This window comes from Streptomyces sp. NPDC048481, from assembly GCF_043200075.1.
In the GTDB taxonomy this organism is placed as follows: Bacteria; Actinomycetota; Actinomycetes; order Streptomycetales; family Streptomycetaceae; genus Streptomyces.
This window is the reverse complement of record NZ_JBICXC010000006.1, coordinates 38,398-51,225: the sequence shown is the minus strand read 5'-3', so window position 1 is coordinate 51,225 and position 12,828 is coordinate 38,398. Positions and strand designations below refer to the sequence as shown.

Genomic DNA, 12,828 nt, shown 5'->3' with positions numbered 1-12,828 from the left:
GGCCTTCGAGCGACGACGCCCCCACGACCCGGCCTCGACGGCGACGGCGTCTGCGTGCCGGCGATGAGAGCGCTCTCACCGTGTGGCTCCCGCGCGGAGCTATCCTGATCGGCAGCCGGCCAGGAGGAGCCCTGAAGTGAGCGAGACAGCGCCGCGTCCCACGCTGGAGGCCGTGGCAGCGCGGGCCGGAGTCTCCCGGGCGACCGTGTCGCGGGTCGTCAACGGCGGGGACGGCGTGCGGGAGCCGCTCGTCGAACGGGTGCGGCAGGCCGTGGACGAACTCGGCTACGTGCCCAACCAGGCGGCGCGCAGCCTGGTCACCAGGCGGCACGACGCGGTCGCCGTCATCATCGCCGAACCGGAGACGCGGGTCTTCGCCGACCCGTTCTTCGCTCTCCAGCTGCGCGGCATCAGCAAGGAGCTGACGGCCCACGACAACCAGCTGGTACTGCTGCTGACCGAGGGCCGCGACGACCACGCCCGCGTGGCCCGCTACCTCGCCGGCGGCCATGTCGACGGGGCGCTGGTCTTCTCGCTGCACCTCGACGACCCGCTGCCCCGCCTGATCCAGGACGTCGCCGTGCCGACGGTGTTCGGCGGGCGGCCCGGCTGGAGCGACGGCACGCGGGACGTCGTCTACGTGGACAGCGACAACCGGGGCGGCGCAAGCGACGCCGTGCGCCTCCTGACCGGCCTCGGCCGCACCCGTGTCGCCCACATCAGCGGTCCCCTCGACCAGACCTCGGCTGCGGACCGGCTCGACGGATACCGGCAGGTGGTGGGCGACGCCGAGCCGCTGCTCGTGGTCGAGAGCGACTTCACTCCCGGCGGCGGCGAGCGCGCCATGCGCGAACTCCTGGACCGCTGCCCGGACATCGACGCCGTGTTCGCCGCCAACGACCTGATGGCCTCGGGCGTCCTGCGGGTGCTGCGCGAACGCGGACGGCGCGTGCCGCAGGACGTCGCCGTCGTGGGCTTCGACGACATGCTCGCCGTCGCGGAACAGACCGACCCGCCGCTGACGACGGTCCGTCAGGACATCGAGGAGATGGGCCGGATCATGGCCCGTCTCCTGCTGCGCCGGCTCGACCGTCGAGGCGCCGACGAGGAAGCGGGCGGCGGAGTCGTCCTGCCCACCACGCTGGTGCGCCGGGCCTCGGCGTAGGCTGGCCCGCCCCCGTCGCGCGCCTTGCGCCCGCCGGGCGTGGTGCGGGGGCGGGGGCCGTCGCGGCTCACTGCTCCCGGGGTGCGTTCCTGATCACGGCGAAGCGGGCGCCGTAGGGGTCGGCGAGCCGGGCGATGCGGCCGACGCCCTCGACGTCCGTGGCGGGCATCCGCACGGCGCCGCCGAGTTCCCGGGCTCTGGCGACCACCGCGTCCACGTCGGTGGCCTCGAAGTACGGCAGCCAGTGCGCCGGTGACCCCGCCTCGGTGGGATCGTCGGACAGCGGGACGATGCCGCCGAACATCGCGTCCTCGTCGGCGCCGGCCGGGTTGACGCAGGTGTAGGCGCCGCCCGGGAAGGGGACGGCGTACGTCTCCAGCCCCAGCGTCGCGTGGTAGAAGGCGGCCGCCGCGGCGATGTCCGGCGTGTAGAGCTCCACCCAGCACAGCGAGCCCGGTTCGTTCGCCACGTCCACGCCCTCGGTGCGGCCGGGCTGCCAGAGGCCGAACGGGACCCCCGCCTGGTCGGTCAGGACCGCCATGCGGCCCTCGCCCATCACGTCCATCGGCGCCACGGCGACTCGGCCGTGCGCCTGTTCGGCGGCCTTGGCCGTGGCCCGGGCGTCCGACGTCGCGAAGTACACCGTCCAGGACGGCGGGCCCTGCTCGGGAGTGGTCTGCATGCCGCCCGCCACGGTCCTCCCGTCCAGCTGGAAGAAGCCGTAGCCGCCCGCGTCGGGTCCCGCCGACCGGAAGGTCCAGCCGAAGAGAGCGCCGTAGAACGCGGTGGCGCCGTCGATGTCGGTCGTGCCGACGTCGATCCAGTTCGGAGCGCCGTCGACGAAACGGGTGGTGAGCATCATCGCCCTCCTCGCAGGGGTCCCGTCCATGCACTGCCGAGTCTGGCACCGACCACTGACAATCGCTGCCGGAGTGCGCCCCGCGGGTCGTCGGCGATCGAGGGCGGGCACGACCGCCACCGGAGGGGCAGTCGCAGCCGCAAGGGGAGCCGCCTCCGCGGCCGCGGAGGCCGTGTCCGCGCGCGCCGCCGTGCGCCGCCGCGGTCGCCCGGTCATCATCGGGGCGCGGGGGCCTGAGTCATCGGGGCCCGGACATCCGGAGGGGCCGGGTCCGGCCCGGCCGAGGCGCGCGTATATCGGGCGTTGATCGAACGTTTTGCGCCGCCGGGCACGATCCTCGCCATGTACACCGACACGATTCCCACACCCGATCTCACCTGGCAGCGGGAAGCGCTGTGCGCACAGACCGGGGCGGAGTTCTTCTTCCCCGAGCCCGGCAGCTCCGTACGGGAGGCGAAGCGCATCTGCGGCATGTGCGAGATGCGCCCGGCCTGCCTCGACTACGCCCTGGCCAACGACGAGCGCTTCGGCGTCTGGGGCGGCCTCTCCGAGAAGGAGCGGCTGGAGATCAGGCGCACGGCGCACTGACCGGGCCGACCGGGAGGCAGAGGAGAGCCGGGGTTCCGGGCGACCGCGTCGCGGGGGTGCGGTCGGGAATCGTGGTGCGGGGCGTCGCGGGACGAAAGACGCGGGAGGCGGGGGCGGACCGGCGTCCCCGCGGGACGTCGAACGGCCCGCACCGGGGAGCGTTCTCCCCGTGCGGGCCGTCGAAGTGCGGGCGGCCGTCGACGTGCGTCGGGGCGGCCGGGGCCGAGTGGGTCAGCCCGCCGCGCGAGCCGCCATGCGGGCCTTGCGGGCGGCCAGCTTCTCGTCGAACTTCAGCGCCTCGGCGTCCAGCCCGCCCATGTACAGGCCGATCTCCTCCTGCGCCTTCTGCCCCTCCGGGCCGAGGCCGTCGATCTCCATGATCTTCAGGAAGCGCAGCACGGGCTGGATGACATCGTCGTGGTGGATGCGCAGGTTGTAGACCTCGCCGATGGCCATCTGCGCGGCGAACCGCTCGAAGCCGGGCATGCCGTGGCCGGGCATGCGGAAGTTGACCAGCACGTCCCGCACGGCCTGCATGGTCATGTCGGGGGCGAGGTCGAACGCGGCCTTCAGGAGGTTGCGGTAGAAGACCATGTGCAGGTTCTCGTCGGTCGCGATGCGCGCCAGCATGCGGTCGCAGACCGGGTCGCCGGACTGGTGGCCGGTGTTGCGGTGCGAGACGCGGGTCGCCAGCTCCTGGAAGGCGACGTAGGCGACCGAGTGGAGCATCGAGTGCCGGTTGTCGGACTCGAAGCCCTCGCTCATGTGGGACATGCGGAAGTGCTCCAGCTTGTCCGGGTCCACCGCGCGCGAGGCGAGCAGGTAGTCGCGCATGACGATGCCGTGCCGGCCCTCTTCCGCCGTCCAGCGGTGCACCCAGGTGCCCCATGCGCCGTCGCGGCCGAAGAGCGAGGCGATCTCGTGGTGGTAGCTGGGCAGGTTGTCCTCGGTCAGCAGGTTCACGACCAGCGCGATCCGGCCGATCTCGGTGACCTTGGACTGCTCCTTGTCCCAGGCCTCGCCGTCCTCGAAGAAGCCGGGGAAGTTGCGGCCGTCGCTCCACGGCACGTACTCGTGCGGCATCCAGTCCTTGGTGACCTTCAGGTGCCGGTTCAGTTCGGTCTCGACCACTTCCTCCAGCGCGTACAGCAGCTTGGCGTCGGTCCAGACGGCGGGGCTGCCGAGATGAGGGGAAGCGATCGTCACGAGAACTCCAGGGGGACGTGAAGCGGAGCGGAACACTCCGGCGAGCGAGACCGGAACTTACGGAATCGTAGGCTACGTATGCGTAGGTTACGAAACCGTAGGTTAAATGCCGCGTAAGCCTCGCTGATCAGCAGTGTTGCGTCCAGCGTTCCGGTCCCGTCCGATCGGCCCGGGAACCGCAGGTCCCAGGGCCGAAAGGGTGATCGGTTCGCCCGGTCAGGCGTACAGATCACGCAACCGCACAGAGAGGCACGTCACACAGCCCTCCAGCTTCTCGAACTCGCTGATGTCGACCACGACGGGCTCGTGCCCGAGGTCGGCGAGCAGTTCGGCCGTCTTCGGCGCGCCGGCCGCCATGAGCAGCCGCGGGCCGCCGAGGAGCACCACGTGCGAGCCGGACTCCTCGGGCACCGAAAGGAAGCGGGGGAACAGCGACGGGCGGTCCACGTGGGGGATGTGGCCGATCACCGTGCCGTCCGGCAGCGCCGTGACCGCCGATTTCAGATGCAGCACCTTGCTCACCGGCACGCCCACCACCCGCGCCCCCAGCGGCTCGAAGGCGGCCCGCACCTGCTGGACGCCGGCCGCGTTGGTCCGTCCGCCCCGGCCGACGTAGATCGTGTCGCCCACCTTGAGGACGTCGCCGCCGTCCAGCGTGCCCGGCTCCCAGATCCAGTTCACCGAGCAGCCCAGACGGGCCACGGCCTCCTCGACGCCGAGCGTCTCGTCGCGCCGGGACTCGGCGCCGGAGCGCGCGATCAGGGCGACGTTCCTGTACATGACCACCGTGTCCTCGACGAACACGGAGTCCGGGCAGTCGTCGGCGGGGTCGACCTCGACGGTCTCCCAGCCGTGCGTGCGCAGCGCCTCGGCGTAGGCCTCCCACTGCTCCAGGGCGAGCTCCACGTCGACCTTCTCCCGCTCGACGTGCGTGACCAGGCCTTCGGCGAGGCGCGGGCTGGGGCGGCGGATGAGGGCCTTCTTGCTGGGCACGTCCAGGTCTCCGAATCGGGTGGCACGACCGGCGCCTGGTGACGCGGCGCCGGTCAGCCATCATGCAGCGCGGGACCGCCACCACGAAACCCCGCAGTAACAATGTGCCCCTCCTGAGACCCGCGGGGGCCCGCGCGGCCCGCGCGGCCCGCGCGCGGATTCCTACACCGGGCCCGCCACCTCCTCCGCCGTCGTCTCCCGCAGCTCCCCGTCCAGCAGCAGCCACCGGGTGATGCCGACGGACTCCAGGAAGGGCAGGTCGTGGCTGGCCACGATCAAGGCCCCCTCGTAGGACTCCAGCGCCGTGGTGAGCTGACGCACGCTGGCCATGTCGAGGTTGTTGGTCGGCTCGTCCAGCATCAGCAGCTGCGGCGCGGGCTCGGCCAGCATCAGGGCCGCCAGGGTGGCCCGGAAGCGCTCCCCGCCGGACAGCGTCGCCGCCTTCTGGTCGGCGCGGGCGCCCCGGAACAGGAAGCGGGCCAGCCGGGCCCGCACCCGGTTGTTGGTGGCTCCCGGCGCGAACCGGGCCACGTTCTCGGCCACGGTCAGCTCGCCGTCCAGGACGTCGAGACGCTGCGGCAGGAAACGCAGCGGCACGCGCGCGTGCGCCTCGCCCGCCTCCGGCGCCAGTTCCCCGGCGATCGTGCGCAGCAGCGTCGTCTTGCCCGCGCCGTTGCGCCCCACGAGCGCGATCCGCTCGGGGCCGCGCAGGTCGAAACCGCCCCGCACGCGCGCGCCGTACGCGAGCCGCAGGTCCATCAGGGTGAGGACCTCGCGCCCCGGCGGCACGGCCGTGTGGGGCAGGTCGACGCGGATCTCGTCGTCGTCGCGTACGGCCTCGGCGGCGTCGTCGAGCCGCTCCCTGGCCTCGGCGAGCTTCTCCTCGTGCATGATGCGGTGCTTGCCCGCGGACTCCTGCGCCGCGCGCTTGCGCGCCCCCATGACGATCTTCGGCTCGCGTTTCTGCTCGTACATCTTCTGCCCGTACCGCCTGCGGCGGGCCAGCTTGACCTGGGCGTCGGCCAGTTCGCGCTTCTGCCGGCGCAGGTCGGCCTCCGCGACGCGCACCATGCGCTCGGCCGCGTCCTGCTCGGTGGCCAGGGCCTCCTCGTACGCCGAGAAGTTGCCGCCGTACCAGGTGACCTCCCCCGAGCGCAGGTCGGCGATCTGGTCGACCAGATCGAGCAGCTCACGGTCGTGGCTGACCACGACCAGGACGCCCGGCCAGGCCTCGACGGCCGCGTACAGCCGTCGTCTCGCGTAGAGGTCGAGGTTGTTGGTCGGCTCGTCCAGCAGCAGGACGTCCGGCCGGCGCAGCAGCAGGGCGGCCAGCCGCAGCAGGACCGACTCGCCGCCGGACACCTCGCCCACGGTGCGGTCGAGGCCGACATGGCCGAGTCCCAGCTCGCCGAGGGTGGCCAGGGCGCGTTCCTCGACGTCCCAGTCGTCGCCGACGGTCTCGAAGTGCTCCTCGGACACGTCACCGGCCTCGATGGCGTGCAGGGCGGCCCGCCGGGCGGCGATGCCGAGCGCGGCGTCCACCCTCAGGGAGGTGTCCAGGGTGACGTTCTGCGGGAGATGGCCGATCTCGCCGGCCACGCGGACCGTACCGTCGGCGGGGGCGAGTTCTCCGGCGATCAGCTTCAGCAGGGTGGACTTGCCGGAGCCGTTGACGCCGACCAGTCCGGTGCGGCCGGGGCCGAAGGCGACGTCGAGCCCTTCGAAGACGGGGGTGCCGTCGGGCCAGGCGAAATCGAGGGAGGTGCAGGTGATGGAATGACTCAAAGCGGGCCTCGCGGTTGCGTGTGCGGTCAGGGCGACACGTGTCGAGACACCGGAAGGCGGCGACCACCGCCGGGGCGGGGGAGCGCGGCAGGACAGCGAAAAGGTCCCGCTCCGCAGGGACGGCTCACAGGCCGAGGTCGCACGCAGCACGCACACGCAAGAGGTGTGGCGCGGGTGTCTCATGACCTCAGACGAGCAACGTCCTTCTCCGATCGGCGGCAACAGAACCGTTCACACCGTAGGAGGGCTCGGGAAAGCTGTCAAAGGATTAAAGAAGGGTCAGCAGGCGTCCCGCATCAGTTCCGCCAGGTCGTGGTCGAGGTCGAGCTGCCGGTGTTCGGTGCCGGCGGGCACCAGCTCGCCCGCGGCCTGGAGGAAGCGGCGGATGTCGGCCGAGTGCACGTGCACCACGGCGGTGCCCTCGGGCGCGTGGAACTCCAGCACCGTGCGGTCGTACCCGTAGGGACGCACCCGGACGTCGCCGTGGCCCTCGGCGTCCTGCAGACCGGCCGAGAGGAGTTCGCGGGCGAAGGTCCAGCAGACCTCGACGCCCTCCAGGGTCGCCGGCGCGGGGAACGTCATCCGGACGGCGAAGGGATCCTGACGGTCGTAGTGCAGGGTGGCGGGGATGCTCTGCATGCGCGGCGCGGCCGCGACCAGGCGGGCCTCTACGGGCTGCTCGATGACGCTGGACAACGCCTTGCTCCCTCGTGACGGCGGGACGAATCTCCGGGCGGTGCGTCCGGACACTGGAAGAGACGCCGGAACCGGCCGATCCGTGCACACGCATTCCTAGTGACCTCGGTCACCGCCTTCATGCGCGGGAGTGACGCACCACTCTTCCCGTGCCCTGCGGGGCGGCTGAGGCGATCTCGGCATCTGGACGCCGGTGAAAGCCGTGGGCTAGCTTCGCCCGCCATGAGGCCCTTGGGGAAGACGCGACTCACGATTCGGACGGCACGTACGGGCGCGAGGGCGGCGGCCGCGGCCTGCGGAGCGGTGCTGGCGGTCCTGACCGCACTGCCGGCCCAGGCGCACACCCGGGCCCCGGCGCCGCCGCACTGGGCGCTCAAGGACACGGGCGCCGACGCCGTGCGCTTGCGCGGACTCGCGGCGGTCGACCGCGACACCGCGTGGGTGGCCGGCACCGCGGGCACGGTCCTGCGCACCGTCGACGGCGGCGCGAGCTGGCACGACGTCTCGCCGGCCGGCGCCGACGACCTCCAGTTCCGCGACGTCGAGGCGTTCGACGCGCGCCACGCGGTGCTCCTGGCCATCGGCGAGGGCGAGGCGTCGCGTGTCTACCGCACCCAGGACGGCGGCGCGACCTGGACGGAGTCCTTCCGCAACACCGACGTCCGCGCGTTCTACGACTGCATGACCTTCTTCGACCCCCGTCACGGACTCGCCGTGAGCGATCCGGTGGACGGCCGGTTCCGCATCCTGTCGACCAGCGACGGCGGCCGCTCCTGGAAGGTGCTGCCCGACCGCGGAATGCCGGCCGCCCAGGACGGCGAGGCGGGCTTCGCCGCGAGCGGGCAGTGCCTGGTCGCCGCCGGGCGCGCGGACGTCTGGCTGGCGACCGGCGGCGCGGCACGCGCGCGGGTGCTGCACTCCTCCGACCGCGGGAGGACGTGGAAGGCCGCCGACGCGCCCGTCCCGGCGGGAGACCCGGCCCGTGGCGTCTTCGCCGTCGCCTTCCGCGACCGGGCCCACGGTCTCGCCGTCGGCGGTGACTACCGCCCCGACCAGCCGTCCCCGCGGGCCGCGGCCACCACCGGGGACGGCGGCCGCTCCTGGCGGCCCGCCGCCGCGCCCCCGCCCGCCTACCGCTCCGGCGTCGCCTGGATCCCGGGCAGCCGCTCCGCGGCCCTCGCGGTCGGCCCCACCGGAACCGACCTGACCCTCGACGCGGGCCGCACCTGGCGCACCGTCGACACCGGCTCGTACGACACCGTGGACTGCGCCGGCGGCCGCGCATGCTGGGCCGCGGGCGAACGGGGGCGGGTCGCGCGCCTGGAGAGGTGAGCCGTTTTGCGGGTACCCGGAGGGCGCGAACGCGAAAGGAGTGAGCGTCGATGCCACGCGGTTCCAGCCCCAAGCGGGAGCGACAGTACGAGCACATCAAGGAGAGCGCGCAGGACCGGGGTGAGAGCGCCGGCCGTGCCAAGGAGATCGCCGCCCGGACGGTCAACAAGGAACGCGCCCGCTCCGGCGAGTCGAAGACCGCGAGCCGCACCTCCACGCAGGACATGTCGTCCGGCAAGCGGGGCGGCCAGCGGTCCGGCAAGGGCTCCCAGGGGCCCACGTACGACCAGTTGTACGAGGAAGCCAAGCGGCGGGGCGTCAAAGGCCGCTCGGACATGAACAAGAGCCAGTTGCAGCGCGCCCTCGACGGCAAGAGCTGACACCGGGGGAAACACGATCGCGGGCCCGTCCGCAGGAGCCGTACGCTCGTCACCACCATGACGACCGAAAGCATTCCCGCGGGCTGGCCCGCGACCGAGGAGGAGGCCCGCGCCGTCCAGGACGAGCTGCGGGCCCGAGTGGTGCTCGACCAGCCGGGCCCGCCCCCCGGGAGGGGACACGTGACCGGGGTCGACGTCGCCTACGACGACGAGCGGGACCTCGTCGCGGCGGCCGCCGTCGTCCTGGACGCGACGAGCCTCGACGTCGTCGCCGAGGCGACCGCCGTCGGACGGATTTCCTTCCCGTACGTCCCCGGCCTGCTCGCGTTCCGCGAGATCCCCACCGTGCTCGCCGCGCTGGAGGCGCTGCCCTGCCCGCCCGGCCTGATCGTCTGCGACGGCTACGGGCTCGCCCACCCGCGCCGCTTCGGCCTTGCCAGCCATCTCGGGGTCCTCACCGGGCTGCCCACCATCGGCGTCGCCAAGAACCCCTTCGTCTTCACCTACGACGACCCCGGCGCGCCGCGCGGCTCGGCGTCCCCGCTGCTGGCCGGCGACGAGGAGGTGGGGCGGGCGCTGCGCACCCGTGCGGGGGTGAAGCCCGTGTTCGTGTCCGTGGGCCACCGTGTCGGCCTGGACGGCGCCTGCGCCCACACCCTGGCCCTCACCCCGCGGTTCCGCCTCCCGGAGACGACCCGCAGGGCGGACTCCCTGTGCCGCGAGGCGCTTCAGGAGGCGACGATCCGCCACCGACCCACCTCGGCGCCCGCGAAGTCGTAGACGACCGCGCCGTTCCCGGCCTCCAGGGCGTCATGCTTCAGGCCGCCGCTCCGGTACCGCAGGACGCGCCCCGGCTCGCCCGCAGGGTCCTGGGCCACCGTGCCCTCGCCGACGCCGACTTCGAGAACGCACTCCACGCTGCTCCCCGTCTCGAGAGCCCTCGTCCGAGTCGTCCGCACGGGCGTCGGCATCTGAGTACGGCGTCTGAGTATCCGTACGGATGCCCGCACGCCCGTGCGATCGGCAGGCTGGGCCGCATGACGACGCACCGCGCCCCGAAGCCCCTCGCCGACCCGGACCGACCGGTCGAGCGTGCCGTGAACGCCGCTCTCGTCCTCGCCGTCCTGGCCGGGCTCGGCTGGATCGGAGGCATGATCTACACCCTCGTCCAGTGGCCGCTCTGAGGCCGGAAGGCGAAGGGCGGGAGCGAGAAGGGCGCCGGGGAGGCGCCGGGAGCGCGGTGGGACGCGGGAGCTCTCAGCGGCGAGCGGCGACGCGGAAGCGGATGCCCGCCCGGGTCAGCCGCTCGGTCAGCGCGTCGCCCATCGCCACCGCCGTGGTGACCTGCCCCGCGGTCGGCGGCAGGGCGTCGCAGGCCAGGGCCAGCGCGGCCTCGGCGAACATCTTCGCCGTCTCGTCGTAGCCGGGGTCGCCGCCCGCGACCTCGGTGTACACCCGGCGGCCCCCGCCCTCGCCGACGAACCGGACCGAGAACCAGCTGCGCGCCCGCTTCTGCGCGCTCGGCCCCTCGCCCGGCTTGAGCCGGCCGGACAGCCAGCGCCGGGCCGGCGGGAGCTGGGCCGCGGCGGCCAGCGCGCCCACGGCCGCGACCCCGCCCACGGCGACCGGGAGCCGTCGCACCGCCGCGTAGTGCCGGTAGCGGAAGTCGGGGCCGTAGCGCTGGAGCGCCCGCGCCGACCGGAGCACGATCTGCGCGTCGACGGTCGGCAGCGGCAGGGCCCAGGCGCCGACCTCGGGGGCGAACCGGGGCGCGCCCACCGGTGCGGTGGCCCGCCGGCCCACCAGCCGCGGTTCGTGACGTCGCCGGTCCCGCGCGGCTGCCGCCATCTGCCGGCCGCGCGCGAACTGGCCGAGGGCGGAGGCGAAGGTGCCGCCCGAGAAGGAGGCGTCGGCGGTCACGAAGCCGTCCACGGTCAGCGGCACCCCCTCGGGCAGCTGCCGGACGGTGAAGTACGCGCCGAGGTCGTGGGGGACCGAGTCGAAGCCGCACGCGTGGATCAGCCGGGCTCCGGTCTCCCGCGCGCGTGCGTCGTGCCGCACGTACATCAGGTCCACGAACTCCGGCTCGCCGGTGAGGTCGAGGTAGTCGGCGCCGGTGTCCGCGCAGGCGGCCACCAGTTCCTCGCCGTAGCGCACGTAGGGGCCCACGGTCGTGGCCACGACGCGCGCGTGTTCCGCGAGGGCGCGCAGTGACGCCGGGTCCGAGACGTCCGCCCGCAGCACCCCCACGTCCACGCCGAGCCGTTCGCGCAGCCGCCGCAGCTTCGTCTCGTCCCGTCCGGCGACCGCCCACCGGACGTCGGAGGGCGCGTGCGCGGCCAGGTACTCCGCGGTGAGCGTCCCGACGAAGCCGGTGGCCCCGAAGAGCACGATGTCGTACGGACGGTCCGACCTTTTCAGCCTGCTCATGACACCCCTTTGCCGTGCAGCACGCGCCGCTGTCGGTGGCTGAGGCTAGCGTGAGGAGTGCGGAGCCCGACGGCAGGTGTCCCCAATGTGTCCAAGCGCTTGCTCGGTCTGCTCTTGTGTCCGCTCCGCGGCGTTCATAGCATCACTGGTGTTACATCGGTTGTGTCACAGCAAGGGGGCTGGATGACGACGGCACCGACGGCCGGGCACGGCCCGCTGACGGGCGTACGCGTGGTGGAGCTCGCCGGGATCGGCCCCGGCCCCTTCGCCGGCATGCTCCTGGCCGACCTGGGCGCCGACGTCGTCCGTGTGGACCGCCCCGGCGGAGTCTCCCTCGCCATCGACCCCGCCCTGGACGTCACCAACCGCAACAAGCGCTCGGTGATCGTCGACCTGAAGGCACCGGACGGCCCCGCGCGCGTCCTGGACCTCGCCTCCCGCGCCGACGTCCTCATCGAGGGCAACCGGCCGGGCGTGGCCGAGCGCCTCGGCGTCGGACCCGCCGACTGCCACGCCCGCAACCCCCGACTGGTCTACGGCCGGATGACCGGCTGGGGCCAGCAGGGACCGCTCGCCCAGCGCGCGGGCCACGACGTCTCCTACATCGCCCTCACCGGCGCACTCGGCATGATCGGCGACCCCGGCCAGCCGCCGCCCGTCCCCGCCAACCTGCTCGGCGACTACGCGGGCGGCTCCCTGTACCTGGTGGTCGGCGTCCTCGCGGCCCTGCACCACGCGCGCGAGAGCGGAGTCGGCCAGGTCGTCGACGCGGCCATCGTCGACGGCGTCGCCCACCTCTCCGCGATGATCCACGGCATGCTCGCGGCCGGCGGCTGGCAGGACCGGCGCGGCGCCAACCTCCTCGACGGCGGCTGCCCGTACTACGGGACGTACGAGACCGCCGACGGCGGCCACATGGCGGTCGGCGCGCTGGAACCGCAGTTCTACGACGAGTTCGTCGGCCTGCTGGGCCTCTCGGACCTCAGCGACGCCCGCAGGGACTGGACGCGCTGGGGCGAGCTGCGCGAGGCGGTCGCCGCCCGTTTCCGGGCCCGCACCCGCGACGAGTGGACGGCCGTCTTCGACGGCTCCGACGCCTGCGTGTCGCCCGTGCTCTCGCTGCGCGAGGCTCCGCACCACCCGCACCTCGCGGCCCGGGGCACCTTCACCGACCACGGCGGCATCACCCAGCCGGCCCCCGCGCCCCGGTTCTCCGCGACGCCCACGGCCGTCCGCACCGGGCCGGCCCTGCCCGGCGCCCACACCCACGAGATCGCCCGCGACTGGGACGCCCCCGGCCTCGTGACGGACCCCGAGCAGCCCTCCCCGAACACCGTGTCCCCGGGCGACCGACCCCGCCCGGCCGGCCCACCCTCCCGAAAGGCCTGACTTCT

General features: G+C 73.4%; 14 protein-coding genes. 7 read left to right on the top strand and 7 right to left on the bottom strand.

Features of this window, described 5'->3' with window-relative positions; all coding sequences use genetic code 11:
* Positions 1–136: 136 nt before the first annotated feature.
* Positions 137–1,165, top strand: a complete 1,029-nt coding sequence (locus ACGFSH_RS19685) for a LacI family DNA-binding transcriptional regulator (protein WP_393350182.1) — start codon at positions 137–139, stop codon at positions 1,163–1,165.
* Between the two features lie 67 nt (positions 1,166–1,232).
* On the opposite strand, the gene ACGFSH_RS19680 is transcribed toward ACGFSH_RS19685, so the two are convergent.
* Entirely contained in the window at positions 1,233–2,024 is a 792-nt protein-coding gene (locus ACGFSH_RS19680; RefSeq protein ID WP_393350179.1) for a VOC family protein, read from the bottom strand.
* Positions 2,025–2,366: 342 nt separating this feature from the next.
* Between ACGFSH_RS19680 and ACGFSH_RS19675 the strand changes: the two genes are divergently transcribed.
* The gene (locus ACGFSH_RS19675) at positions 2,367–2,612 is read left to right on the top strand and encodes a WhiB family transcriptional regulator (protein ID WP_329415393.1); all 246 of its coding nucleotides are present in this window, start codon (positions 2,367–2,369) and stop codon (positions 2,610–2,612) included.
* A 231-nt stretch (positions 2,613–2,843) separates the two neighbouring features.
* Here the strand turns inward: ACGFSH_RS19675 and ACGFSH_RS19670 are convergent, their stop codons facing one another.
* From ACGFSH_RS19670 to ACGFSH_RS19655, 4 genes are all read right to left on the bottom strand, one after another.
* Positions 2,844–3,818, bottom strand: a complete 975-nt coding sequence (locus tag ACGFSH_RS19670) for an acyl-ACP desaturase (protein WP_393350176.1) — start codon at positions 3,816–3,818, stop codon at positions 2,844–2,846.
* A 216-nt stretch (positions 3,819–4,034) separates the two neighbouring features.
* On the bottom strand, positions 4,035–4,811 hold the full coding sequence (ddaH, locus tag ACGFSH_RS19665) for a dimethylargininase (protein ID WP_393350173.1): 777 nt from the start codon (positions 4,809–4,811) through the stop codon (positions 4,035–4,037).
* A 162-nt stretch (positions 4,812–4,973) separates the two neighbouring features.
* Positions 4,974–6,596: an ABC-F family ATP-binding cassette domain-containing protein gene (locus tag ACGFSH_RS19660; RefSeq protein ID WP_393350170.1), complete on the bottom strand. Its 1,623-nt coding sequence runs from the start codon at positions 6,594–6,596 to the stop codon at positions 4,974–4,976.
* Positions 6,597–6,875: 279 nt separating this feature from the next.
* Entirely contained in the window at positions 6,876–7,292 is a 417-nt protein-coding gene (locus tag ACGFSH_RS19655; protein ID WP_393350168.1) for an SsgA family sporulation/cell division regulator, read from the bottom strand.
* A gap of 222 nt (positions 7,293–7,514) precedes the next feature.
* Here ACGFSH_RS19655 and ACGFSH_RS19650 point away from each other — a divergent pair, with 222 nt between their 5' ends.
* The 3 genes from ACGFSH_RS19650 to ACGFSH_RS19640 are packed head-to-tail and all read left to right on the top strand — an operon-like array spanning position 7,515 to position 9,784.
* A complete protein-coding gene (locus ACGFSH_RS19650) occupies positions 7,515–8,624 on the top strand; it encodes a WD40/YVTN/BNR-like repeat-containing protein (protein WP_393350166.1) in 1,110 nt (369 codons plus the stop codon).
* A gap of 50 nt (positions 8,625–8,674) precedes the next feature.
* On the top strand, positions 8,675–9,004 hold the full coding sequence (locus tag ACGFSH_RS19645; protein WP_393350163.1) for a plasmid stabilization protein: 330 nt from the start codon (positions 8,675–8,677) through the stop codon (positions 9,002–9,004).
* A gap of 57 nt (positions 9,005–9,061) precedes the next feature.
* Positions 9,062–9,784, top strand: coding sequence for an endonuclease V (locus ACGFSH_RS19640; protein ID WP_393350160.1), 723 nt, complete (start codon positions 9,062–9,064; stop codon positions 9,782–9,784).
* Here the strand turns inward: ACGFSH_RS19640 and ACGFSH_RS19635 are convergent.
* The gene (locus ACGFSH_RS19635) at positions 9,733–9,921 is read right to left on the bottom strand and encodes a hypothetical protein (protein WP_393350157.1); all 189 of its coding nucleotides are present in this window, start codon (positions 9,919–9,921) and stop codon (positions 9,733–9,735) included. The genes ACGFSH_RS19640 and ACGFSH_RS19635 overlap by 52 nt on opposite strands.
* A gap of 120 nt (positions 9,922–10,041) precedes the next feature.
* Here ACGFSH_RS19635 and mmpA point away from each other — a divergent pair, with 120 nt between their 5' ends.
* Complete coding sequence (mmpA, locus tag ACGFSH_RS19630; RefSeq protein ID WP_393350155.1) at positions 10,042–10,188, top strand: morphogenic membrane protein MmpA; 147 nt, start codon at positions 10,042–10,044, stop codon at positions 10,186–10,188.
* 73 nt (positions 10,189–10,261) lie between these two features.
* Here mmpA and ACGFSH_RS19625 read toward each other — a convergent pair whose 3' ends face one another.
* Positions 10,262–11,434 carry a saccharopine dehydrogenase family protein gene (locus ACGFSH_RS19625; RefSeq protein WP_393350153.1) on the bottom strand — a complete coding sequence of 391 codons (1,173 nt, stop codon included), beginning with the start codon at positions 11,432–11,434 and terminating at the stop codon, positions 10,262–10,264.
* 183 nt (positions 11,435–11,617) lie between these two features.
* On the opposite strand from ACGFSH_RS19625, the gene ACGFSH_RS19620 reads away from it, so the two are divergent.
* The gene (locus tag ACGFSH_RS19620) at positions 11,618–12,823 is read left to right on the top strand and encodes a CaiB/BaiF CoA transferase family protein (protein WP_393350150.1); all 1,206 of its coding nucleotides are present in this window, start codon (positions 11,618–11,620) and stop codon (positions 12,821–12,823) included.
* The last annotated feature ends 5 nt before the right edge of the window (positions 12,824–12,828 follow it).

Coding starts and splice junctions, on each gene's coding strand:
- ACGFSH_RS19680 (WP_393350179.1), bottom strand. CDS start 2,024: ATGCTCACCACCCGTTTCGTCGACGGCGCTCCGAACTGGATCGACGTC.
- ACGFSH_RS19675 (WP_329415393.1), top strand. CDS start 2,367: ATGTACACCGACACGATTCCCACACCCGATCTCACCTGGCAGCGGGAA.
- ACGFSH_RS19650 (WP_393350166.1), top strand. CDS start 7,515: ATGAGGCCCTTGGGGAAGACGCGACTCACGATTCGGACGGCACGTACG.
- ACGFSH_RS19645 (WP_393350163.1), top strand. CDS start 8,675: ATGCCACGCGGTTCCAGCCCCAAGCGGGAGCGACAGTACGAGCACATC.
- ACGFSH_RS19640 (WP_393350160.1), top strand. CDS start 9,062: ATGACGACCGAAAGCATTCCCGCGGGCTGGCCCGCGACCGAGGAGGAG.
- mmpA (WP_393350155.1), top strand. CDS start 10,042: ATGACGACGCACCGCGCCCCGAAGCCCCTCGCCGACCCGGACCGACCG.
- ACGFSH_RS19625 (WP_393350153.1), bottom strand. CDS start 11,434: ATGAGCAGGCTGAAAAGGTCGGACCGTCCGTACGACATCGTGCTCTTC.
- ACGFSH_RS19620 (WP_393350150.1), top strand. CDS start 11,618: ATGACGACGGCACCGACGGCCGGGCACGGCCCGCTGACGGGCGTACGC.